This is a genomic window from Pseudoduganella namucuonensis, assembly GCF_900116645.1.
Lineage (GTDB): Bacteria > Pseudomonadota > Gammaproteobacteria > Burkholderiales > Burkholderiaceae_D > Rugamonas > Rugamonas namucuonensis.
In genome coordinates, this window is the sequence record NZ_FPBO01000009.1 from 191,130 (window position 1) to 213,664 (window position 22,535).

The 22,535-nt window shown below is 67.8% G+C and carries 17 protein-coding genes; 12 read left to right on the plus strand and 5 right to left on the minus strand.

Annotated elements, in window-relative coordinates:
* Positions 1-2 precede the first annotated feature (2 nt).
* Entirely contained in the window at positions 3-1,217 is a 1,215-nt protein-coding gene (locus tag BM436_RS12345) for a Dyp-type peroxidase (protein WP_093555814.1), read from the plus strand.
* 157 nt (positions 1,218-1,374) lie between these two features.
* Here the strand turns inward: BM436_RS12345 and BM436_RS12350 are convergent, their stop codons facing one another.
* Positions 1,375-2,133 (minus strand): sulfite exporter TauE/SafE family protein, encoded by a 759-nt coding sequence (locus BM436_RS12350; protein WP_093555815.1) that lies wholly within the window; start codon positions 2,131-2,133, stop codon positions 1,375-1,377.
* A 128-nt stretch (positions 2,134-2,261) separates the two neighbouring features.
* Between BM436_RS12350 and BM436_RS12355 the strand changes: the two genes are divergently transcribed.
* Positions 2,262-3,212 carry an AEC family transporter gene (locus tag BM436_RS12355; RefSeq protein ID WP_093555816.1) on the plus strand — a complete coding sequence of 317 codons (951 nt, stop codon included), beginning with the start codon at positions 2,262-2,264 and terminating at the stop codon, positions 3,210-3,212.
* Between the two features lie 127 nt (positions 3,213-3,339).
* Positions 3,340-4,230, plus strand: coding sequence for a dienelactone hydrolase family protein (locus tag BM436_RS12360; RefSeq protein WP_093555817.1), 891 nt, complete (start codon positions 3,340-3,342; stop codon positions 4,228-4,230).
* Positions 4,231-4,294: 64 nt separating this feature from the next.
* On the opposite strand, the gene BM436_RS12365 is transcribed toward BM436_RS12360, so the two are convergent.
* Complete coding sequence (locus BM436_RS12365; RefSeq protein ID WP_093555818.1) at positions 4,295-5,290, minus strand: LacI family DNA-binding transcriptional regulator; 996 nt, start codon at positions 5,288-5,290, stop codon at positions 4,295-4,297.
* A gap of 365 nt (positions 5,291-5,655) precedes the next feature.
* On the opposite strand from BM436_RS12365, the gene BM436_RS12370 reads away from it, so the two are divergent.
* The 7 genes from BM436_RS12370 to BM436_RS12400 all read left to right on the plus strand — a co-directional run bounded on the left by BM436_RS12370 (position 5,656) and on the right by BM436_RS12400 (position 17,378).
* The gene (locus BM436_RS12370) at positions 5,656-8,358 is read left to right on the plus strand and encodes a TonB-dependent receptor (protein ID WP_093555819.1); all 2,703 of its coding nucleotides are present in this window, start codon (positions 5,656-5,658) and stop codon (positions 8,356-8,358) included.
* 118 nt (positions 8,359-8,476) lie between these two features.
* Positions 8,477-10,390 carry a glycoside hydrolase family 66 protein gene (locus BM436_RS12375; RefSeq protein WP_093555820.1) on the plus strand — a complete coding sequence of 638 codons (1,914 nt, stop codon included), beginning with the start codon at positions 8,477-8,479 and terminating at the stop codon, positions 10,388-10,390.
* Positions 10,390-11,667, plus strand: coding sequence for an ABC transporter substrate-binding protein (locus tag BM436_RS12380; RefSeq protein WP_093555821.1), 1,278 nt, complete (start codon positions 10,390-10,392; stop codon positions 11,665-11,667). Before BM436_RS12375 ends, BM436_RS12380 begins: the two co-directional genes overlap by 1 nt.
* On the plus strand, positions 11,661-12,650 hold the full coding sequence (locus tag BM436_RS12385; RefSeq protein ID WP_093555822.1) for a carbohydrate ABC transporter permease: 990 nt from the start codon (positions 11,661-11,663) through the stop codon (positions 12,648-12,650). Before BM436_RS12380 ends, BM436_RS12385 begins: the two co-directional genes overlap by 7 nt.
* Positions 12,647-13,504 (plus strand): carbohydrate ABC transporter permease, encoded by an 858-nt coding sequence (locus BM436_RS12390; RefSeq protein ID WP_093555823.1) that lies wholly within the window; start codon positions 12,647-12,649, stop codon positions 13,502-13,504. Before BM436_RS12385 ends, BM436_RS12390 begins: the two co-directional genes overlap by 4 nt.
* An 8-nt stretch (positions 13,505-13,512) precedes the next feature.
* Complete coding sequence (locus tag BM436_RS12395) at positions 13,513-14,718, plus strand: ABC transporter ATP-binding protein (protein WP_093555824.1); 1,206 nt, start codon at positions 13,513-13,515, stop codon at positions 14,716-14,718.
* Between the two features lie 119 nt (positions 14,719-14,837).
* Complete coding sequence (locus BM436_RS12400; protein WP_093555825.1) at positions 14,838-17,378, plus strand: MGH1-like glycoside hydrolase domain-containing protein; 2,541 nt, start codon at positions 14,838-14,840, stop codon at positions 17,376-17,378.
* A gap of 9 nt (positions 17,379-17,387) precedes the next feature.
* Here BM436_RS12400 and BM436_RS12405 read toward each other — a convergent pair whose 3' ends face one another.
* The 3 genes from BM436_RS12405 to BM436_RS12415 all read right to left on the minus strand — a co-directional run bounded on the left by BM436_RS12405 (position 17,388) and on the right by BM436_RS12415 (position 19,665).
* Positions 17,388-17,675, minus strand: coding sequence for a PEP-CTERM sorting domain-containing protein (locus BM436_RS12405; RefSeq protein ID WP_093555826.1), 288 nt, complete (start codon positions 17,673-17,675; stop codon positions 17,388-17,390).
* Between the two features lie 116 nt (positions 17,676-17,791).
* On the minus strand, positions 17,792-17,971 hold the full coding sequence (locus BM436_RS12410) for a hypothetical protein (RefSeq protein ID WP_093555827.1): 180 nt from the start codon (positions 17,969-17,971) through the stop codon (positions 17,792-17,794).
* Between the two features lie 14 nt (positions 17,972-17,985).
* Positions 17,986-19,665 (minus strand): AMP-binding protein, encoded by a 1,680-nt coding sequence (locus BM436_RS12415; protein ID WP_093555828.1) that lies wholly within the window; start codon positions 19,663-19,665, stop codon positions 17,986-17,988.
* A gap of 121 nt (positions 19,666-19,786) precedes the next feature.
* Here BM436_RS12415 and BM436_RS12420 point away from each other — a divergent pair, with 121 nt between their 5' ends.
* A complete protein-coding gene (locus tag BM436_RS12420; RefSeq protein ID WP_093555829.1) occupies positions 19,787-20,851 on the plus strand; it encodes a patatin-like phospholipase family protein in 1,065 nt (354 codons plus the stop codon).
* A gap of 102 nt (positions 20,852-20,953) precedes the next feature.
* Entirely contained in the window at positions 20,954-22,423 is a 1,470-nt protein-coding gene (locus BM436_RS12425; RefSeq protein WP_093555830.1) for a catalase, read from the plus strand.
* Positions 22,424-22,535: the final 112 nt, after the last annotated feature.

The window sequence follows — 22,535 nt, forward strand, 5'->3', positions numbered from 1 at the left end:
CGGTGGGCGCCATCCAGGAGGGCATTTACTATCGCGAGGGCGAGCGGCCGGGCAAATTCTTCGTGCTGGCCTGCCTCTCCGCGGCCGACCAGGCGGACGCCGCGTCGGTGCACGCCTGCATGGCCGGACTGTGGGCGGTGTACCAGGGCCTCAAGGCGGGGAGGATTCCGGACCTGCCCGGCGTGGCGGTACCTACCGGCGAGCTGACCGTGACGCTGGGTTACGGCTCCAACGCCTTCCGCATCGACGGGTCGGTGTCGCGGCCGGACGAGCTGGGGCCGCAGCACCAGTTCCTCGCGGCCCGGACCTCCGGCGGCGGCCCCCTGCTGCCCGGCGCGGGTTTGCAGTACGAGGCGCATGTCGTGAAGAACCGGGCGACGGAGGCGGTCATCGTCCAGTTCATCGCCAACACGGAACTCGCCGTGCAGCGCGCGCTGCTCGAAACCTGGAAGTACCTGCACGACCAGCAGCGCGAGACGGGCGACGCGCCGCTCTACCTGGCCAGCAGCTACAGCGGCTTTCAGCGGGACGACGGCCGCAGCTGGATCGATTTCCACGACGGTGTCTCCAACCTGCGCAGCGGCGAGGAGCGCGAGCAGGCCATCGCGATCAAGACCGGGGCCTACGCGGGCGGCAGCTATCTGTGCTTCATCCGGCTCAACGTGGCCATCGCCCGCTGGCGTCAACTAAGCCGGCCGAATCAGGAGCTGCTGGTGGGACGCGACAAGGTCACCGGCTGCCCCATCGTGGCGCGCACGCCGGAGGGCGTGCCGGTGCCGAAGCAGGGATGTCCCTTCGCCGGCACGGGCGGGATAGGCGAACCGGGCAACAACGACCACCGGGAGCCGCCGTATGTCACCGACACGGCGCTCCGGCAGAGCCACGTCCAGCGCGCCAACCTGCAGCACAACCAGGCCGTCGCGGACCCGCAGTCCCTGCGGATCTACCGCCAGGGCTACGAATTCATGGAGAGCGCCACGGGCGACCCGCCATTCGAACTGGGGCTTAATTTCGTCAGCTTCCAGGACACGCCGGCGCGCGTGTTCCGCTTGCTGACGCGCGCCGGGTGGCTGGGCAACACGAATTTCGGCGGGGCGGTGGCGGGCGGCGCCGACGCGGTGGAGCTGCTGAAGGTGTCGGCCGCCGGCGTCTACCTGGTTCCGCCGCTGGACGACGCGGACGCCTTCCCCGGCGCGTCCATTTTCGCGGGCGGCTGACGGCGCCGCGCGGACAAAAAAAAGCCCGCTACGGGAGCGGGCTAAATCCAATTCTTTGGGAAGAAGTGGAGGAGACGGGTCTATTATGCGGCGATGGCGCGATACGGTCCAATTTTTTATTCCGATCTCTGATATTCCCCGCATGAATACCAGGCGCCTAGATGTAGGCGCCGCCGCCCTGGTAGATCAGCTGCAGTCCCGTCACGAACAGGCAGGTCTGCGAAATGCGGTAGAACCAGGCGAGGTTGATTTTGTCCTGCAGCCAGATGCCCAGGTACACGCCCACCGGCACCAGCGGGAACAGCACCAGGCTGGTGCCCAGGTTGTCCAGCGAGAGCTGTCCCAGCCAGGCGTAGGGAATCAGCTTGATGGCGTTGACGAAGGTGAAGAACACGCTGACGGTGGCGACATAGCGCACCTTGTCCATCCGCTGCGGCAGCAGATAGACCATCACCGGCGGCCCGCCGGCGTGGGCGATGAAGCTGGTCAGCCCGGAGATGGCGGACCAGAAGGTGCCCTTGATGGCGGACAGGCCGGCCGCGTGCTGCTTCGCCGCCAGCCCCAGCCAGTTGTTGACGCAGAAGAGCACGGCGATGCCGCCGATCAGGATGCGGATCGCGTCCTCGCTCAGCATGCCGAAGGTGAGCGTGCCGGCCAGGATGCCGAGCACCGCGCCGGGCAGCATGACCCGCAGGTTGGCCCGGTCCCATTTGCCGAAGTAGGCGCGCAGGCCCACCAGGTCCATCAGGCACAGCACCGGCAGCATGATGGCCGCCGCGTGCACCGGCGAGACCGCCAGCGCCATCAGCGGCACGGCCACGCCGCCCAGGGCGCTGCCGAAGCCCCCCTTGGAGATGCCGGTGAGCAGGACGGCCGGCACGGCGACGGCGTAGAAGAGGGGATCGGCGATCAGCATGCGGGGGGACTTTCGGTTTCTTGTGGCCTGGACGGGAGCCCCGCCATTCTAGGGCCATCGCGGCATTCCTGCAGACGGGGCCGCCAAATGCGATACTGTGGGCATCCAGCCCAGCGTTCCGCCCCCCAATGCTCGACATCCTCGCCATCACCAGTCCCATCTACGTCATCATTTTCCTCGGCTACGCCACCACGCGCGCCGGCGTGTTCGCCAAGGCCGAGATGCGCACCTTCGGCAAATTCGTCATCAACCTGGCGCTGCCGGCGCTGGTGTTCAACGCCATCGCCCAGCGCCACGTCTCGGACATCCTGTATCCGGGCTATCTGCTGGCCTATCTCGGCGGCTCGCTGCTGATGCTGGCGACGGTCTACCTGGCGTGCCGGCGCGGCTCCGGCATGGAGCGCACCAAGGCGGCGCTGTACGCCATGGGCACCTGCTGCTCGAACAGCAGCTTTATCGGCTACCCCATCCTGTTGCTGACGCTGGCCCCGGTCGCCGCCGTGGCGCTGGCCCTGAACGTGCTGGTGGAGAACGTGGTGATGCTGCCGCTGGTGATCGCGATGGCCGAGGCGGGGCGCGGCGCCGCCGCCGGCAACAGCTGGGGCAAGACGCTGGCGCGGTCGCTGGCGCGGCTGGCGCGCAATCCGCTGGTCCTCAGCCTGGCCGCCGGGATGGCGGTGTCGCTGCTGGAGTGGAAGCTGCCGGCGCCCGTGAGCCGCACGGTCACGCTGTTCGCCCAGGCCAGCGGCGCCTTGTCGCTGTTCGTCATCGGCGGCACGCTGGTCGGCCTGCAGATGCGCGGCATGGTGAAAAAGGTGGCGCCGGTGGTGTTCGCCAAGCTGGTGCTGCATCCGCTGGCGGTGGCGCTGGTCATCGCCGGCCTGCCGTGGCTGGGCATGGCGCCGCTGGACGCCGACCTGCGCGCGGCGGCGATCATGATGGCGGCCATGCCCATGATGAGCATCTGTCTCATCGTGGCGCAGGCCTATGGCCAGGAGGACCGCTGCGCGGCGGCGCTGGTGCTGACCACCATCGCGTCCTTCTTCACGCTGAGCGGCCTGCTGTGGCTGTTGGGCTGACGCGGGCGGCGTGGCCGGCGCAAATCCGAGCTTGAATATTTGGAAATATTCCATTCCGGCGCGCGCTGGAAAGGCCGGCCTTGCGCTACACTGGCAGCCGACCTTTTGCCCACTCAGGAGCCGACCAATGACGCGTAAAACAGCAGCTGATTTCGACCCCGAAGTAATGAAACTGTTCGACCAATATGTCCACGGCGGCATCTCGCGCCGTGACTTCCTTTCGTCCGCCAGCCGCTACGCGGTGGGAGGCGCCACGGCCGCCAGCCTGCTGGGCGCGCTGAGCCCCAGCTTCGCCGCGCCCATCGTGAACGCGGACGACAAGCGCATCAACGCGCGCTTCGTCGAATACGCCTCGCCGCAGGGCAATGGCACGATACGCGGCTACCTGGTGACGCCCGCCACCACGGGCGCCAGCCGCAAGCTGCCGCTGGTGCTGGTGGTGCATGAGAACCGGGGCCTGAACCCCCACATCGAGGACGTCGCGCGGCGCCTGGCGCTGGAGGGCTTCGTGGCCTTCGCGCCGGACGCGCTGACGCCGCTGGGCGGCTACCCGGGCGACGAGGACAAGGCGCGCGCGGCCTTCGCCAAGCTCGATGCGGCCAAGACCCGCGCCGATTTCGTCGCCGCCGCGCAGTGGCTGCAGAAGCTGCCGGAGGGGAATGGCAAGATCGGCGTGGTGGGGTTCTGCTTCGGCGGCGGCATCGCCAATTACCTGGCCACGCAGTTGCCGGACCTGGCGGCCGCGGTGCCGTTCTATGGCCAGCAGCCGGCGGTCACCGACGTGGCGCGCATCAAGGCGCCGCTGCTGATACACGACGCGGAAAAGGACGAGCGCATCCGCGCGGGTTGGCCGGCGTACGAGAAGGCGCTGAAGGAGGCCGGGGTGAATTACCAGTACCACCTGTATCCGGGCGTGGAGCATGGCTTCAACAACGACACCACGCCGCGCTACGACGCGGCGGCCGCCAAGCTGGCGTGGCAGCGGACGGTGGATTTCTTCAGGGCCAAGCTGGCCTGAGCATGCCGCGGGCGTTCGGCGGAGTGGCTTTCAGCTACTCCTCCCTACGCCGCTGTCCCCGGTTTTATGCCGTGCGCCGGGTGGATTCGCGGACGATCAACTCCGTGGTCAGCTGGCGCGGTTCGGGGCGGCCGCCCGCCACCTGGGCGAGCAGCGACTCCACCAGCACGTTGCCCGCTTCCTCCATCGGCTGCCGCACGGTGCTGAGCGCCGGGCGGAAGTAGGAAGCCAGCTCGATATCGTCGTACCCCACCACCAGCACATCGTCCGGCACCGCGCGGCCGTTGCGTATCAGCGTGTTGATCACGGTGATCGCGGCCAGGTCGCTGCAGGCGAACACGCCGTCGAACGGCGCGCCGCTGTCGATCAGCGCCTGCATGTCCCGCTCGATGTGCGCCGTGTGGAACTTGGTGTTGATGAGCAGCGCCGGATCGGCCGCCACGCCGCGCTCCGCGTGCGCCTGGCGGTAGCCCGCCAGCCGGTTCTCCAGTTCCACCGTGCCGAAATCGCCGATGATGGCGATCCGCTTCGCGCCCTGCGCGAACAGGTGCTCGGTGGCGATCTTGCCGCCATGCTTGTTGTCCGTGCCGACCGTGCAGTACATCTGGCGCGGACGCTGCTCGCCCCATAAGGCCATCGGCACGCGCGCCATCGCCAGCTCGTTCAGGCGGTCGTGCGGCAGCCATTGCCCGGTGTAGATCAAGCCTATCGCGCGGCCGGTGTAGTACAGGTCCGCGAAGTTGGCGGTGTCGGCGTCTATGCGCAGCAGCAGCATCTCGTAGCCGCGGTCGGTGAGGGTGTTGGCGAGCGAGCTGATCAGGCTGATGAAGAACGGCTCCGTCAACTGCTCCCGCAGGTTGTTCATCGGCGGCACCACCACCGCCACCGTGTTGTTCTGCTTGAGCCGCAGGTTCTGCGCACTCACGTTCACCGTGTAGTTCAGCGACTGCGCCAGCTCCACGATGCGCTTGCGCGTCTCCTCGCCGATGTCCGGCTTGCCGCGCAGGGCGCGCGACACCGCCGACACGGACACCCCGGCCAGCCGCGCGATATCCGACATCTGCGGCCTGCCTGCCGGCGGCGTCTGCTCGCCCGCGGCGGGTGTCGAAAGTGCTTGCTTGCGCGGTGCGCCCATGAGTGCCTTGCCAGAGTTGTGAATGTCGCGAGCGATTGTAGACGAAGCGCGCGGCGTGGAGCGGCCATTTTACGCCCGCGCGGCAGTTTACGTAAACGTTAAAGTTGGTTCCCCGGCGCTTCGGTCCGCCAATTCTCTTTACCAGTGCGATGTAGCCAAACTACAACGTTAAAGTAAAAGCCGCGAAAAAAATGTTTACGTAATCGATTGCGTAATCGGCTAATATTCATTCCGTTGCAGACGAAACAGGCGCCCAGCGCCGACCATTCGAAGAAAATCGGGAGACAGTAATGCCAAGCAAACAGATTTCCATCGCACGCCTCACGCCCATCGCCGCCGCCGCGGCCCTGGTGGCCATGTCCGGCGGAGCGCAGGCGCAGAACACGGCCCCTGGCGCGGCCGCCAGCGAAAAGATGAGCGAAGTGGTGGTGGTCGGTATCCGCAAGGGTATCGAGGACGCCATCTCGGTGAAGAAGTCCTCGGACTCCATCGTTGAAGCCATTTCGGCCGAGGACATCGGCAAGCTGCCCGATTCCAGCATCGCCGAATCGATCGCCCGCCTGCCGGGCCTGACCGCCCAGCGCGTGGCCGGCCGCGCGCAAGAGGTGAGCGTGCGCGGCATGTCCGGCGACTTCGCCGCCACCCTGATGAACGGCCGCGAGCAGGTCAGCACCGGCGACAACCGCAGCGCGCAGTTCGACCAGTACCCGTCCGAGCTGCTGTCCGGGGTGGTGATCTACAAGACCCCGGACGCCGCCCTGATCGGCCAGGGCCTGGCCGGCACCATCGACCTGCAGACCGTGCGTCCGCTGTCGTTCTCCGGCCGCACCATGGCGGTCAACCTGCGCGGCCAGCGCAGCGGCATCGGCGCGGACGGCGGCGGCGACGGCAAGCGCCTGTCGGCCTTCTACATCGACCAGTACATGAACCGCACGCTGGGCCTGGCGGTCGGCTACGCGCGCTTCGAGGAGAGCGGCGACTCGGTGCTGCGCCAGGGCGACTATTCGGACGTGCTGGTGAACGGCGTGAAGGTCAGCGCGCCGACGCGGCTCAAGGCCTTCACCAACCACAAGGAGGAAAAGCGCGACGGCCTGATGGCCGCGCTGCAATGGCGTCCCAACAAGAACTTCTCCAGCCTGCTGGACCTGTACTACTCGAAGTTCGATTCGCCCACCATCCGCAAGGGCATCGAGTTCGTCACCAACGCCACCTGGACGGCGGGCTGCGCGCCGGCCTGTGCCCTGATCAACCCGGTCGTCAAGGACGGCAAGGTCGATAGCGGCGCGTGGACCAATGTGCACTCGGTGCTGGCCAACAACGTGGACAGCAACTCCGCCACCTTGAAGGCGGCCGGCTGGAACAACAAGCTGCGCGTGGACGACGACTGGAGCGTGGAGGCCGACCTGAGCTACTCCAGCGCGATGCGCAAGGAAACCCCGTACGAAACCTGGGCCGGCGCGCCGAAATCGGTGGGCGACACCATCAAGTTCGCCAACGGCGCGGCGGGCCTGCCGGGCGTGGTGTTCACGCCGTCGCTGAACTACGCCGACGCGCAGACCATCCGCCTGATGGACGCCGGCGGCTGGGGCATGGCCGGCTATCTGAAGAAGCTGGAGGTGCGCGACACGCTGAAGTCCGGCCGCGCCTCGGCCGAGCGCGCGCTGCCGGACGGCTGGCCGCTGTCCAAGGTGACCTTCGGGGTCAACTACTCGGACCGCTACAAGAGCCGCTCGGTGCCGGAATTCCAGATGCAGTTGAAGGAGGGCGTGACGGCGACCGGCGCGCTGCCGGAAGGCGTGGGCAGCATCATGGCGGGCGATTCGGGCATTTCCATGGTCAGCTACAACGAGCTGGGGATCGCGGACCGCTACAATCTGGTGAACAACAACTTCTTCGACATCTACCTGAAGGCGTGGGAAGTGATGGAGAAGGCCGCCACCAGCTACGTCAAGTTCGACGTCGACACCAGCGTCGCCGGCATTCCGCTGCGCGGCAACGTGGGCGCGCAGCTGGTGCACATCAAGCAAAGCTCGACCGGCAACACGGTGGACACCAGCAGCGGCACCGGCGACTCGGACCGCGTGGTGTCGGCCCTGACGGACGGCGACAGCTACCGCGACTTCCTGCCCAGCATGAACCTGGCGGCGGACCTGGGCGGTGGCCAGACCATGCGCCTGGGGATGGCCAAGGTGATGGCGCGCCCCCGCATGGACCAGATGAGCAACAGCGGCACCTACTACGTCGATGGCCTGGACAAGCACGGCCCGATCTGGAAGGGCGGCGGCGGCAATCCGAAGCTGCGTCCCTTCCTGGCCAAGGCGGTCGACCTGTCGTACGAGAAGTACTTCGACAAGCAGGCCTACGTGGCGGCGGCGGCCTTCTTCAAGAAACTCGACTCCTACATCTACACCTACACCAACGGCAATTACGACTTCACCGGCCACCGCAACGAGTCAACCTTCACGCCGAAGTCGAACATCGGCGAGTTCACGCAGCCGCAGAACGGCTCGGGCGGCAATATCCACGGCGTGGAGTTGTCGGCGTCGCTGCCCTTCGGCATGCTGACCCGCTACCTGGACGGCCTGGGCGCGCAAGCCAGCTACGCCCGCACGCAAAGCTCGATCAAGCCCTTCGGCACGTCGGACACCAGCCCGCTGCCCGGCCTGTCGCGCCAGACCAGCAACCTGACGGTGTACTACGAGCGGCACGGCTGGTCGGCCCGCGTGTCGCAGCGGGCGCGCTCGGACTTCCTGGGCGAGATCATCGGCTTCGCGTCCACCCGCCGCTTCCAGTACATCAAGGCGGAGCGCGTGATCGACCTGCAGCTCGGTTACGAGTTCCAGAGCGGCCCGCTGAAGGGCGCCTCGCTGATGGTGCAGGTGAATAATGCCAACAACGCCAAGTACCAGGAATACCAGGACCGTCCGGACAACATCACCAACACCGTGAAATACGGCTCCACGGTGCTGTTCGGGCTGAACTACAAGCTGTAAGCATTATAACCAACGGCAACTGCTGGGGTCAGACCCGCTGGGTCTGACCCCGGTGTTTGCATCTGGTTTGGATTTGGAAAACAAGCGCCGCCCACGCAGCGGCCCGAAGGAGACAACAATGAACATACAACTGGACAATCTGCGCGGCGCGCAGGCCTCCGCCATCGCGGCGCTGCTGGCCGCCGCCCTCTCGGGCTGCTCGGCCGGATCGGCCGCGCCGTCCGCCCCGGCGGTCGTCACGCCCACGCCGTCCCCGGTGGTCACGCCGCCCGCGACCGATCCCATCCCGGTGCCGGCGCCGCCGGTGACCATCGCCGCGCAGACCGACAAATCGGCCTACCAGCCCGGCGCGGTGGTGCGCATCAAGCTGGACATCGGCAACACCGGCGCGGCCGCCGTCGCGGGCGCGAAGCTGACCCTGACCGTGCGCCACCTGGAGGAGCAGGTCGGCGTCCCCGCCGTCACGACGCTGGACCTGCCGGTGGGCACCGCCGCGCCGCTGGAATTGCGCTGGACCGCCCCCGCTGCCGACTTCCAGGGCTACAGCTTCGAGGTGACCATCACGGACGCCAATGGCGCGCCGTTGGGCAGCGAAACCGGCGCCATCGACGTCTCCAGCAACTGGCTCAAGTTCCCCCGCTATGGCTACCTGTCCGGCTTCGCACCGGGCCTGGACACCAAGGCCATCGTTGACCAGCTCAAGACCTACCACCTGAACGGCCTGCAGTTCTACGACTGGCAGTGGAAACACCATATCCCGCTGAAGTCCTCGGCGGGCGGCGTGGCCGAGACCTGGCCGGACATCGCCAACCGCACCATCAGCCGCGACACCATCCACAACTTCATCCGCGACGCGCACGCCGCCGGCATGGCCGCCATGCAGTACAACCTGATCTACGGCGCCGCCATCGACTACCAGGCCGACGGCGTCAGCCCGGCCTGGGGCCTGTACGACAGCAAGGGCGGCAAGCAATGGCAGTACACGCTGCCGTCCAGCTGGGCCTCGCCCATCATCTACTTCTTCAATCCGGCCGACCCGGGCTGGCGGAACTTCCTGCTGGAGCGGGAGATGGACGTGTTCAAGGCCTTCGACTTCGACGGCTGGCACGCCGACACGGTGGGCGACCATGGCGCGAAGTACACGGCGGCCGGCGAGGCGGTGGACATCAAGCAGACCTTCAAGCCCTTCCTGAACGCGGCCAAGGCGCGCATGGGGAGCAAGACGCTGATCATGAACACGGTGGGCAACAAGGGCCACGAGCAGGTCAACAGCAGCAACGTGGACGCGGTCTACGTGGAAGTGTGGCCGGGCGACGGCTTCCCCAACTACCTGTCGCTGAAGAACGTGGTCGACCAGTCGCGCGCCGAGAGCGGCGGCAAGTCGCTGATCGTGCCGGCCTATATGAACTACGACTACGCCAAGGGCAAGTCGACGGAGTCGCCCGGCCGCTTCAACGATCCCGGCGTGCTGCTGACGGGAGCGACCGTGCTGGCGGCGGGCGGTTCGCGCCTGGAACTGGGCGACGACAACCGCATGCTGTGCAACGAGTACTTCCCGAACCGCAACCTGGCGATGGGCGCGGAGCTGAAGAAGCGCATCCGCTACTACTACGACTTCTCGGTGGCCTATGAAAACCTGCTGCGCGACGGCCAAGTGGAAACCGCCCAGGCGGTGGAGATCGAGGGCGTGAAAACGGGACGCGACAGCCTGCCGAACACCGTGTGGTCCTTCACCAAGGCGGACAGGAAGTACGAGATCGTCCACTTGATCAACCTGAGGGAGTTGAACGACACCAGCTGGCGCGACACCAACGCCACGCAAAAAACGCCCGCGCCGCTGCGGAATTTCAAGCTGAAGTATTACACTGCCTCCAAGGTGTCCCACGCGTACGTCGCGTCGCCGGACACGGCCGGCGGCGCCTCGCGCAGCCTGGCGCTGGAATCCGGCAGCGACGGCAAGGGGGCGTTCGTCACCGTGACCGTGCCGTCCCTGGATTACTGGGACATGGTCTACTTCAGGAAGGCTGAGTAATGATTCCAGCAAAACTCCGCGATGCGCTTGCGTTGGGCCTCGCGCTATCCTGCGGCCAGGCCCTGGCCGCCGAGGTCACCATCGCCTGCGGCTCGGTGGGCAGCGACGTCGAGATCTGCCGCAAGATGACGGACGAGTGGGCCGCGCGCAGCGGCCACACGGTGCGCATCTTCGTCACGCCCAATTCGAGCACCGACCAGCTGGCGCTGTACCGCCAGCAGTTCGGCGCCGGCTCCGGCGAGGTGGACGTGCTGATGGTGGACGTGGTGTGGCCCGGCATCGTCAAGCAGCACCTGGTGGACCTGGCGCCGCACGCCAGGGAGGCGCGCAAGGAGCATTTCCCGTCCATCATCGCCAACAACACGGTGGACGGCAAGTTGCTGGCGCTGCCCTGGTTCACCGACGCGGGCGTGCTGTACTACCGCGGCGACCTGCTGAAGAAATACAACGCCAGGGTGCCCGCCACCTGGAACGAGCTGACCGCGACCGCGCGCCTGATCCAGGACGGCGAACGCGCCGCCGGCAACCGCGACATGCACGGCTTTGTCTTCCAGGGCAAGGCCTACGAGGGGCTGACCTGCAACGCGCTGGAGTGGGTGGCCAGCTTCGGCGGCGGCACCATCGTCGAGCCGGATGGCCGCATCAGCATCAACAACGCGCAGGCGGCCAAGGCGCTGGACCTGGCGGCCAGCTGGCCGGGCAACATCGCGCCGAAGAACGTGGTGAGCTTCGCCGAGGAGGAGGCGCGCGGCGTGTTCCAGAACGGGAACGCGGTCTTCATGCGCAACTGGTCCTACGCCTGGGTGCTGGCGCAGCGCGCCGACAGCAAGGTCAAAGGCCGTATCGGCATGACGGTGCTGCCGGCCGGCGACGACGCCGGCAAGGGCGGCCGGGGCGCGGCCACGCTGGGCGGCTGGAACCTGGCCGTGTCCAGGTACTCGAAGAACCAGGCCGCCGCGATCGACCTGGTGCTGTACCTGACCGGCAAGGACGCGCAGAAGAAGCGCGCGCTGCTGGTCGGCTCGCTGCCCACCCATCCGGCGCTGTACAAGGACGCGGACATCCTGAAATCGGCGCCGTACTACGGCCAGTTGCTGGACGTGTTCAACGCGGCGCTGGTGCGCCCGTCCACCGTCACCGGGGACAAGTACAACGCCGTGTCGTCGGCCTTCTGGAACGCCGCGCAATCGGCGCTGGGGGCGCGCGGCAACGGAACGGACGCGGTGAGGAAGCTGGAAAAGGACATCACGCGCGTGCGCCGGGGCGCGGCATGGTAGCGGAGGGGCCGGCTGGCCGGGATGCATCGGCCGGGCACGGGGCCGAACGCGGGCGAGAAGCCCGGCGCGCGCGGGAGGGCGCGGGGCCGCGCAGCGCCCTGGCGCGCCAGCGCCTGCGCAGCGCGGCGCTGTTCCTGGCGCCCATGCTGCTGGTGCTGGCGCTGGTGGCCGTGGAGCCGCTGGGCCGCAGCATCTGGCTCAGCCTCACGGACGCGAAGCTGGACAATCTGGCCGGCGCCTTCGTCGGCCTGGAAAACTACTTCGGCGAATACGGCCTGTTCATGACCGGCGAGGGCTGGATCGATCCGGCCTGGGCCAGGGCGGTGGGCAACACGCTGCTGTTCGCGTTTTCCTCGGTGGTGATCGAAACGGTGCTGGCCTTCGGCGTGGCGCTGATGCTGAACACGGAGTTCCGCGGCCGCGGCCTGGTCACCGCCGCCGTGCTGGTTCCGTGGGCCGTGCCCACCGTGGTCTCGGCCAAGCTGTGGGACTGGATGCTGCAGCAGCAATACGGCATCGTCAACGTGGCGCTGGCCGGCGCCGGCTTCGAGCGCATCGCCTTCACCACCGAGTATCCGATGCTGTCGGTGCTGGCGGTGGACGTGTGGAAGACCACGCCCTTCATGGCGCTGCTGATCCTGTCCGCCCTGAAGATGCTGCCGCGCGACTGCTACGAGGCGGCCGAGGTGGACGGCGTGCATCCGCTGCGGGTGTTCCTCCAGGTGACGCTGCCGCTGGTGCGGCCGGCGCTGATGGTGGCGGTGATCTTCCGCCTGCTCGACGCGCTGCGCGTGTTCGACGTGATCCATGTGCTGACGGGCAGCAGCGAGAACACGATCAGCATGTCCGGCTTCGTGCGCCAGCAGATGGTGGAGAACGGCAGCGTGGGCTTCGGATCGGCCGCCTCCACCGTGCTGTTCCTGGTGATCGGCGCGTGCACGCTGCTGTACATGAAAATCAACCGGGTGAGGGCGGAAGGATGAAGACGTTGCGCGATTCGATACGCAGTCCCTTCTGGCGCGCGGCCTTTCGGCTGTACGTCGCCCTGGTGGTGGCGGTGGCGGTGCTGCCGTTCTGCTACGCCGTGTTCTCGTCGCTGCTGACCGGCTCCGCGCTGGCCGACGTGCGCGACGCCACGCTGGCCGGCCTGTCCTTCGCCAACTATCCGGCGCTGTTCGGCAGCGGCCAGTACTTCGGCCACAGCATCCTGAACTCGCTGATGGTGGCGTCGGCGGTGGTGGCGGCCTCGCTGCTGCTGGGCGTGACGGCGGCCTACGCGCTGGGCCGCATCGAGTTCCGCGGGCGCGGCCTGCTGCTGATGGCGATCCTGGCCGTGTCCATGTTCCCGCAGGTGGCGGTGCTGGCCGGCATGTACGAGGTGATGCGGGTGCTGGGACTGTACAACAAGGCGCTCGGCCTGGTGCTGCCCTACATGCTGTTCACGCTGCCGTTCACCGTGTGGGTGCTGACCACCTTCATGCGCGAGCTGCCCAAGGAGCTGGAGGAGGCCGCGATCATGGACGGCTGCAGCCCGTGGCGCGTGCTGGTGGACGTGTTCATGCCGCTGTTGTGGCCCGTGCTGGTGTCGGTCGGCCTGCTGGCCTTCGTCGCGGCCTGGAACGAGTTCCTGTTCGCGCTCACCTTCGTCAACCAGGACACGGGCCGCACGGTGCCGGTGGCGATCTCGCTGATCGGCGGCGGCGCCACCTCGCACGAGCTCCCCTGGGGCAAGCTGATGGCCGCCTCGGTGCTGGTCACGCTGCCGCTGGTGGCGCTGGTGATGGTATTTCAACGCAAGATCGTGTCGGGCCTGACGGCCGGCGCGGTCAAAGGCTAGGAAAAACGATGTCTGAACTGGTTTTCAAGAATGTCTGCAAGCGTTACGGCAAGGGACCGGACGTGATACGCGACATCAACCTCACCATACGCCAGGGCGAGTTCTGCGTGTTCATCGGCCCCTCCGGCTGCGGCAAGTCGACGCTGCTGCGCATGGTGGCGGGGCTGGAGGAGATATCGTCGGGCGAGCTGTCCATCGCCGGGCGCCTCGTCAACGACGTGGCGCCGGCCCAGCGCGGCGTGGCCATGGTGTTCCAGAGCTACGCGCTGTACCCGCACATGACGGTGTACCAGAACATGGCCTTCGGCCTGAAGGTCATGAAGGGGCTGCCCGAGACCATAGACCGCAAGGTGCGCGAGGCGGCGCGCGCGCTGCAACTGGATGGCTTGCTGGAACGCCTGCCCAAGGAGCTATCGGGCGGGCAGCGGCAGCGCGTGGCGATCGGCCGCGCCATCGTGCGCCAGCCGGGCGTGTTCCTGTTCGACGAGCCGCTGTCCAACCTGGACGCGGAGCTGCGCGTCCAGACCCGGCTCGAGATCGCGCGCCTGCACGCGGACCTGGGCAACTCGACCATGATCTATGTGACGCACGACCAGGTCGAGGCCATGACGCTGGCCGACAAGATCGTGCTGCTCAACACCGGCGAGGCGGTCCGGCGCGACGGCAGCGTGGCGCAGGCCGGCGCGCCGCTGGAACTGTACCACCATCCCGTCAACCGCTTCGTGGCGGGCTTCATCGGCTCGCCGAAGATGAACTTCATCGGCGCCGCGCTGCTGAAGGCGGAAGCGGAGACCGCGACGCTCGGCGTGGCGGGCGTGCCGTTCGCCGCCCGCGTCGACGCGCGCGGCGTGGACGCCAGGGCCGGCGCCGGGCGGCTGGAGATCGGCATCCGGCCCGAGCACGCCCGGCTGCTGGGCCGGCCCGCGCCGCGGACCGGCCAGGATCCCGGCCAGGACTCCGGTTCGGCGGACGACGCGCCACCGAACACGCTGGCGGGCACGGTGGCCTTCGTCGAACAGCTGGGCGAGGCCACGCTGGTGTACGTGAAGCTGGCCGACGGCGCGCTGTTCACGGTGCGCGAGCCGGGCGGTTCGGCCAGCCGCGTGGGCGAGCGCGTGGCCATCGCCTGCGATCCGGACCAGCTGCATCTGTTCGCGCCCGACGGGCGCGCGTGCCGCCGCACGGTGGACCCCATCAATTCAACCAGAGACTGAAACACATGAGCGACCGAAACCCGAGCAACAAGCTGACGGCCATCGCCGGCGCGGCGGCACTGTGCGCGCTTGCCGCATGTTCGCCGCTGAAATCGAACACAGAACCAGGAGCAGGCACTTTGACCAAGGACACCCCAGCGGCGGCGGATGCGACACTGCGATTCGCGCGGAACGACGCCATCTCGGACGCCAACCCCGACGCCACCCTCAGCGCCACTTTCAGCGCCACCGCCGACGCGGCCGGGCTGCGCAGCTACCGGCACAGCACCACGATGGCCACGCGCGAGGGCGACCCGTCCACGGTGAGCTACACGGAATCGGCCGCGCTGCCGACGGTGCGCAGCGGCAGCCTGGCGTTCGACGCGCTGTTCGCCAACGCCGTCCACGAGATGCGGCAGAATTCCGTGTCCGCCATCCAGGACGGCATCTACAACGGCGGCAAGCCGATCGGCTGCGAGTGCTTCGAAACCGGCGAGAAGTGGCACTATGTGTGGACGCGCGACCTGTCCTACGCGGCGCACCTGGGCCTGGCGCTGCTGGACCCGCAACGCGTGCGCAATTCGCTGGAGTTCAAGCTGTCCGGCTACCGTCCCGGCACGCCGGCCACCGTGCTGGCGGCGGGCGAGGGCGACGGCCTGCAGATCCTGCAGGACACGGGCAGCGGCGGCAGCTGGCCGGTGTCGTCGGACCGCGTGAGCTGGGCCTTCGGCGCCGACGCCGCGCTGCGCGCGCTGCCGGCCGCCGAGCGCGCGGCCTTCGCGCCCACCGCGCTGAGGGCGCTGGTCAACACCGTGGAGAACGACCGCGTGGCGGCCTTCGACACGCAGGACGGCCTGTACACGGGCGAGCAGTCCTTCCTGGACTGGCGCGAGCAGACCTATGCCGACTGGGTGGCCAACGACCTGGCGCACATGGCCAGCGCCAAGGCGCTGTCGACCAACGTGGCGCACTACAAGGCCATCACCCTGGCGGCGCGGCTGGCGGCCGAGCAGGGCAGGCCCGCGCTGGCGGGCAAGTACGGCGACTGGGCCGCGCAGCTGAAGGCGGCCATCAACAAGCGCTTCTGGCTGCCGGAGGCGGGCCTGTACAGCAGCCTGACCGGGCCGCACTTCGACGGCGCGGCGCTGCACAAGTTCGACTGGCTGGGCCTGTCGCTGGCGATCACCACCGGCGTGGCCGACGCCGCGCAGACCGCGCGCATCCTGGCCAGCTATCCGCACGGCCCGGTGGGCGCGCCCGTCATCTACCCGCAGCAGCCGGGCATGCCGATCTATCACAACCGCGCGATCTGGCCCTTCGTCACGGCCTACGGCCTGGACGCGGCGGTGGCGGGCCGCAACGTCAGCGTGGCCGACGAGGCCTATGCGACGCTGATGCGTGGCGCGGCGCTGCACGCGTCCAACATGGAAAACATGGAGTGGCTGTCCGGCGCGCCCATCGTGCGCCATCCGGGCCAGGCCGCGCTGGACGGGCCGGTGATCAACTCGCGCCGCCAGCTGTGGTCCGTGGGCGCCTACCTGGGCATGGTGGTGCGCAACGTGTTCGGCGTGGACGTGACGGACGACGGCGTGCGCGTGGCGCCGTTCATCACCACCAGACTGCGGCGCGAGGCCTTCGGCGGCAGCGGCCGCATCGAACTGCGCGGGCTTCGGCTGCGGGGCAAGGTGCTGGACGTGAACATCGCGCTGCCCCCCGCGAGGGAAGGGGAGGCCGACGGCTACTACGGCATCGAGCTGATGAAGCTGGACGGGCGGCTGGGCGGGCCGTCGTTCAGCTGGAAGCAACTGGAGGAGGCCACCGGCGCGAACAACGGCACCAGCGTCATCGACATCGTCCTGGGCCCGGTGCGGGCGGGCGAGCAGGGCATCAAGCGTGTCGCGGGACAGCCGCGGGAAACCTCGGGCGCCACCTTCGCGCCCTTCGATCCGGTGATCGCCGGCTGGTCGCGCGACGCGCAGGGACAGGTGCAGCTAACGATAGCGGACCCGCGCAATCCGGCCGGCGAGGTCAGTTACAACGTCTACCGCAACGGTGCGCTGGCGGCCGAGGGCGTGGCGGCGGGCGTGTGGCGCGACACGGGCGGCGCCGCGCGCGCCGCCTGCTACGCGGTGGAGGCGGTGTCGCGCGCGAGCGGCAACCGTTCGCACCACAGCGCGCCGCGCTGCGTGGGCGAGGCGCTGGAGGTGGCGGTCGGCGACGCGCGGCTGCGCTCCAGCGTGGCGGCTAGCGCGCCGGACGGCATGCACAAGTCGGCGTACCTGAAGAACTGGGGCGCGGCGGCGGACCAATTGACGGTGGACGGCCTGCGGGTGGCGACCGCCGGACGCTACGCGGTGCAGCTCAATTACCGCAACCTGAGCTATCCGATCAACACCGGGGTGACCAACGCGGTCAAGCGCCTGGTGCTGCGCGACGCCAACGGCAAGATCGTCGCCGAGCGCATCATCCAGCTGCCGCACACGCCGCCGGACACCGCGCAGGCGCCCGTGTATTCGACGCCGGCCATCGCCTGGCTGGAGCCGGGCGTGTACCGCGCCGAACTGGGCGACCATTTCAACATGAGCCATTTGCAGAGCAACAGCGTGTACGGCGGCGCCGGCGGCGCGCAGCCGGTCAACCGGGCCGACATAGGCGGCCTGCGCATGCTGGCGCTGGATTGAGCGGGCGCCTCAGGTCTCGTCGGTGAACTTCGGGGGCGGGGCTTGTCGTCGGGCCACGAGGCCGACCAGGCCCACGCCGATCAGCAGCATGATGTAGACCGGCGGCTCCGGTATGGTACTGGGAGCGGCCAGCAGCGGGATCGCGTAGCGCGGCCCCACCGCGGCGCTGGCCTGGGCGGCCAGCGTGGTGTTGTTGTAGTGCGAAGTGCTGGACTGGGCGCCGGCCGCGCAGGCGGTACCGGCAGCAGTACCCGTCAGCAGCAGCGTAAGCAGCGCGTTCCTCAGAGCAGTGTGCATGGTATTCCCCCAGGACGAAAGACCGTCTCTATGCATTCGCAACCCTATCACGAAACAGGGGGAATATGGCGCGTCACTCAATCATTTCAATTTTGCAATGTTGCCGCCGCGAGGGCTCAATTGCGCCGGCGCAGGTCCGGAAAAGCCAGCACGCGGGTGATCACGCCCTTGGGAACGGCTTTATAGGCCATGTAGACCCACGCGTTGGCGGCGCCGGCCTGGCCGTTGATGGCGATGCCGGTTTCGACCTCCTGTGCCAAAACGTGGTTTTTCCGGTCGGGCTGATGTTGATCCATTGCTGTCTCCAGGGTTAATGTGGCCGCTGCCGCCATTCCTCGCGCAGCGCGCGGCGCAATATCTTGCCCACCGGCGTCTTCGGCAGGGTGTCCTGCATTTCGATGATGCGCGGGCATTTGTAGGCCGCCAGGTTGGCGCGGCAATGCTGGGCGATGGCGTCCTTGGTCAGCGACGTGTCGCGCGGCACGACGATGGCGCACACGGCCTCGCCGCTGCGTTCGTCCTCCACGCCGATCACCGCCGCCTCCATCACGCCGGGCAGCGAGGCCAGCACCTCTTCCACCTCGTTCGGGAAAACGTTAAATCCCGAAACCAATATCATATCCTTTTTCCGGTCGACAAGATGCAGCATTCCCTGCTGGTCGAGGTAGCCGATGTCGCCGGTTTTCAGGTAGCCGTCGGCCGTCATCGCGGTGGCGTTGTCCTCCGGCCGGCCCCAGTAGCCGCGCATCACCTGCGGACCCTTGGCGCACACCTCGCCCACCCCGCCGTCGCCCACCTCGGCGCCGTCCTCGCCGCGGATGCTGATGTCGGTCAGCGGCAGCGGCATGCCGCCGGTGCCGCTGAAGTGCTCGCTGTCGATGCGGTTGACCGTCAACGCGCCGGACGCCTCCGACATGCCGTAGCCCTCGCAGATGTGCAGCCCGGTCAGCGCGTGCCAGCGCTCGTTCACGCTGTGCTGCGTGGCGGCGCCGCCGGCCGCGCACAGGCGCAGCGCGGTCAGGTCCACCTTGAGGATGTCGGGATGGTTGAGCAGGGCGTTGTACAGCGTGTTGATGCCGCTGAGGATGCCGATGCGGTAGTGCCGCATGGTCTTGATGAGGTCGTCCAGCGCGCGCGGATTGGCCACCAGCACGCAGGTCGCACCCATCATCAAGGTCGGCACCAGCACCAGCATCAGCGCGCTGATGTGGTACAGCGGCATGATGGCCATGGACACCGAGCCGTCCTTGCGCATCTGCTCCAGCGCCGGCTTGACCCAGGCCTCCAGCAGCGTCTCGTGCGCGATCAGGTTGCCGTGGGTGAGCACCGCGCCCTTGGACACGCCGGTGGTGCCGCCCGTGTATTGCAGCAGCGCGATGTCGTCCTGCCCCACGTGGTGGGGCACGGGCCGCTTCGCGTGGCCGGCGCGCAGCGCGGCGGCGAAGGGGACGTGGCCCTCGATGCGCCAGTCCGGCACCAGGTGCTTCACGTGGCGCACCACCAGGTTCACCAGCGGCGCCTTGAAGCCCTGCAGGTCGCCCAGCGTGGCCACCACCACCTTCTCCACCCGCACCGACGGCAGCACCTGCTGCACCACGTGGGCGAAGTTCTCCAGCACCACGATCACGCGCGCGCCGCTGTCGGCCAGCTGGTGCGTCAGTTCGCGCGGGGTGTACAGCGGATTGCAGTTGACCACCACGTAGCCGCCCTGCAGGGCGCCGAACAGGCAGACCGGGTAGGCCAGGATGTTGGGCAGCATGATGGCGACGCGGTCGCCCGGTTCGATGCCGTTCTGCTGCAGCCAGGAGGTGAAGTTGTCGGCGTGGCCCTGCAGCTCGGAGTAGGTCATGCCGGTGCCCATGCCCACCAGCGCGTCCTTGCCGCCGTTCTGCGCGCAGGAGACCTGGAAGCGGTCCACCAGCGTGTCGCCGGGGAGGGACAGCCGCGGGTCGATGTAGTCGGGGTACTGCTTGATCCAATTCTGGTTCATGCCGCTCTCCCTGTGGTGTGACTAGCAACAGTTTGCGCCAAAACCCGCCGGTCAGGTAATAAAAAAATAATTGATGCAATAAGGCTACAATGTAAAGCTTCCTTCACAGTGGAGTAAGCCCATGGCCAGCCAAGTGGTGCTTGTATTGCAGGGTGGTGGCGCGCTGGGCGCCTACCAGTTGGGCGTCTACCAGGCCATGAGCGAGGCGGGCATGGAGCCGGACTGGGTGATCGGCACCTCGATCGGCGCGCTCAACGGCGCCATCATCGCCGGCAACCCGCCGGGCCGGCGGCTGGAGCGGCTGCGCCAGTTCTGGGCGCTGATGGAACACCATTCGGCGCTGTACCCCGGCATGCCGCGCGCCTTCGACAACGTGCTCACCGTGACCCAGGGCATCCCGGCCTTCTTCTCGCTCAACCCGGCCACGTGGTGGAACCCGAACGCGAAGGTCGGCGTGGAGAACGCCTCCTTCTACCGCACCGGGCCGCTGACCAAGACGCTGTCCATGCTGGTCGATTTCGACTACCTGAACGGCGGCGCCACCCGCTTCACCGTCGGCGCCGTCAGCGCGCGCAGCGGGCACATGCGCTACTTCGACAGCAAGAAGGAGGCGCTGCGCGTCGAGCACGTGGTGGCCTCCGGCTCCATCCCGCCCGCCTTCCCGGCCGTGATGATAGACGGCGAACCCTATTGGGACGGCGGCATCTACTCCAACACGCCGATCGAGGCGGTGCTGGACGACGAGCCGCGGCGCGACTCGCTGATCTTCTCGGTGCAGGTGTGGAACCCGGACGGCAAGGATCCGGAGAGCGTGCTGGACGTGCTGGAAAAGCACAAGGAAATCCAGTACGCCAGCCGGGCCGGCAACATCGAGCAGCAGCGCCGCCTGCACCGGCTGCGCCACGTGATCCGGGACCTGACCCGGCACCTGCCGGAGGGCGAGCGGAATTCCCCGGAGGTGCGCGAACTGGCGTCCTGGGGCTGCGGCACCGAGATGCACGTGGTGCTGCTGAAGGCGCCGCGGCTGGACGCGGAGGACCACACCAAGGACATCGACTTCACCGCCGCCGGCATCCGCCGCCGCGTGCGGGCCGGCCACGAGGACACCCTGCGCGCGCTGGCCGCCAAGCCATGGGAACGGGACACGGATTCCATCGAAGGGGTGAGCATCCACGAGCACTTCTGATGGATTTAAAAAATCTATTGCATCGATAAAATCAATTATCTTTGGCAATGTATCGTCTTGATTTAAAGTTGCCTCATCAAACAACGTGATCCAGGAGATACCATGAGCCAGCCCCCAGTGACCTTGACCACCGCCTCCGGCATCCCGGTCGCCGACAACCAGAACTCCCTCAGCGCCGGCCCGCGCGGCCCGCTGCTGCTGCAGGACTTCCACCTGATCGAAAAGCTGCAGCACTTCAACCGCGAGCGCATCCCCGAGCGCGTGGTGCACGCCAAGGGCTCCGGCGCCTACGGCACCTTCACCGTCACGCACGACATCTCGCGCCACACCAAGGCCAGGCTGTTCTCGGCCATCGGCAAGCAAACCGAGACCTTCGTGCGCTTCTCCACCGTGGGCGGCGAGCGCGGCAGCGCCGACACCGAGCGCGACCCGCGCGGCTTCGCGGTGCGCTTCTACACCGAGGAAGGCAACTGGGACCTGGTGGGCAACAACACGCCGATGTTCTTCATCAAGGACCCGATCAAGTTCCCGGACTTCGTCCACACGCAGAAGCGCTGCCCGCAGACCAACCTGAAATCGGCCACGATGATGTTCGACTTCTGGAGCAAGGCGCCGGAAAGCCTGCACCAGGTGACGATGCTGTTCTCGGACCGCGGCACGCCGGACGGCTACCGCCACATGGACGGCTTCGGCAGCCACACCTATAGCCTGGTCAACGAGGCCGGCGAACGGGTCTATGTGAAATGGCACTTCAAGACCCGCCAGGGCGTGAAGAACCTGGCCGCGGCCGACGCCGTGCGCCTGGCCGGCGAGGACCCGGACTACGCGCAGCGCGACCTGTTCAACGCGATCGCCGCCGGCGACTTCCCGCGGTGGGACGTGAAGGCGCAGATCGCCACCGAGGATGAATTGAACGCGTGGAGCGCGCGCACCGGCTGGAACCCGTTCGACCTGACCAAGGTGTGGCCGCACGGCGACTTCCCGCTGCAAGCGGTGGGCACGCTCGAGCTGAACCGCAATCCGCTGAACTACCACGCCGAAGTGGAGCAGGCCGCCTTCTCTCCGGCGAACGCGGTGCCCGGCATGGGCTACTCGCCGGACAAGATGCTGCAGGGACGCCTGTTCGCCTACCACGACGCGCAGCTGTACCGGGTGGGCACCAACCACCAGCACCTGCCGGTGAACGCCCCGCGCTGCCCCTTCCACAACCAGCAGCGCGACGGCGCCATGGCCATCCACAGCGGCGGCGCGGAGCGGAACTACGCCACGGTGGAGGCGGGCGGCGTCGACCCGCGGGGCATGGGCCACGGCGAGCCACCGCTGGCGCTGCACGGCGCGGCCGGCCGCTACGACGGCCGCGGCGGGGAGGACGACTACACCCAGGCCGGCAACCTGTTCCGCCTGCTGACGGACCAGGAAAAGCGCAACCTGTTCGACAACCTGTCCGGCCCTCTGAGCCAGGTCAGCGACGAGATCGTGCAGCGTCAGCTCGGCCACTTCGACCAGGCCGACCCGTCTTACGGCGCAGGCGTCCGCGCCGCCCTCAAGGCGCGCGGCCGCAACATCGCCTGAAGTTGCTCCGCTAACATCGGTGTCAGGCGCGACATTCGGACATTCGGACAAATGACTCGGCGTCCCCGTCCGAATGTCGCGCCTGACACCGATGTGGTGGCGGCAACAATGG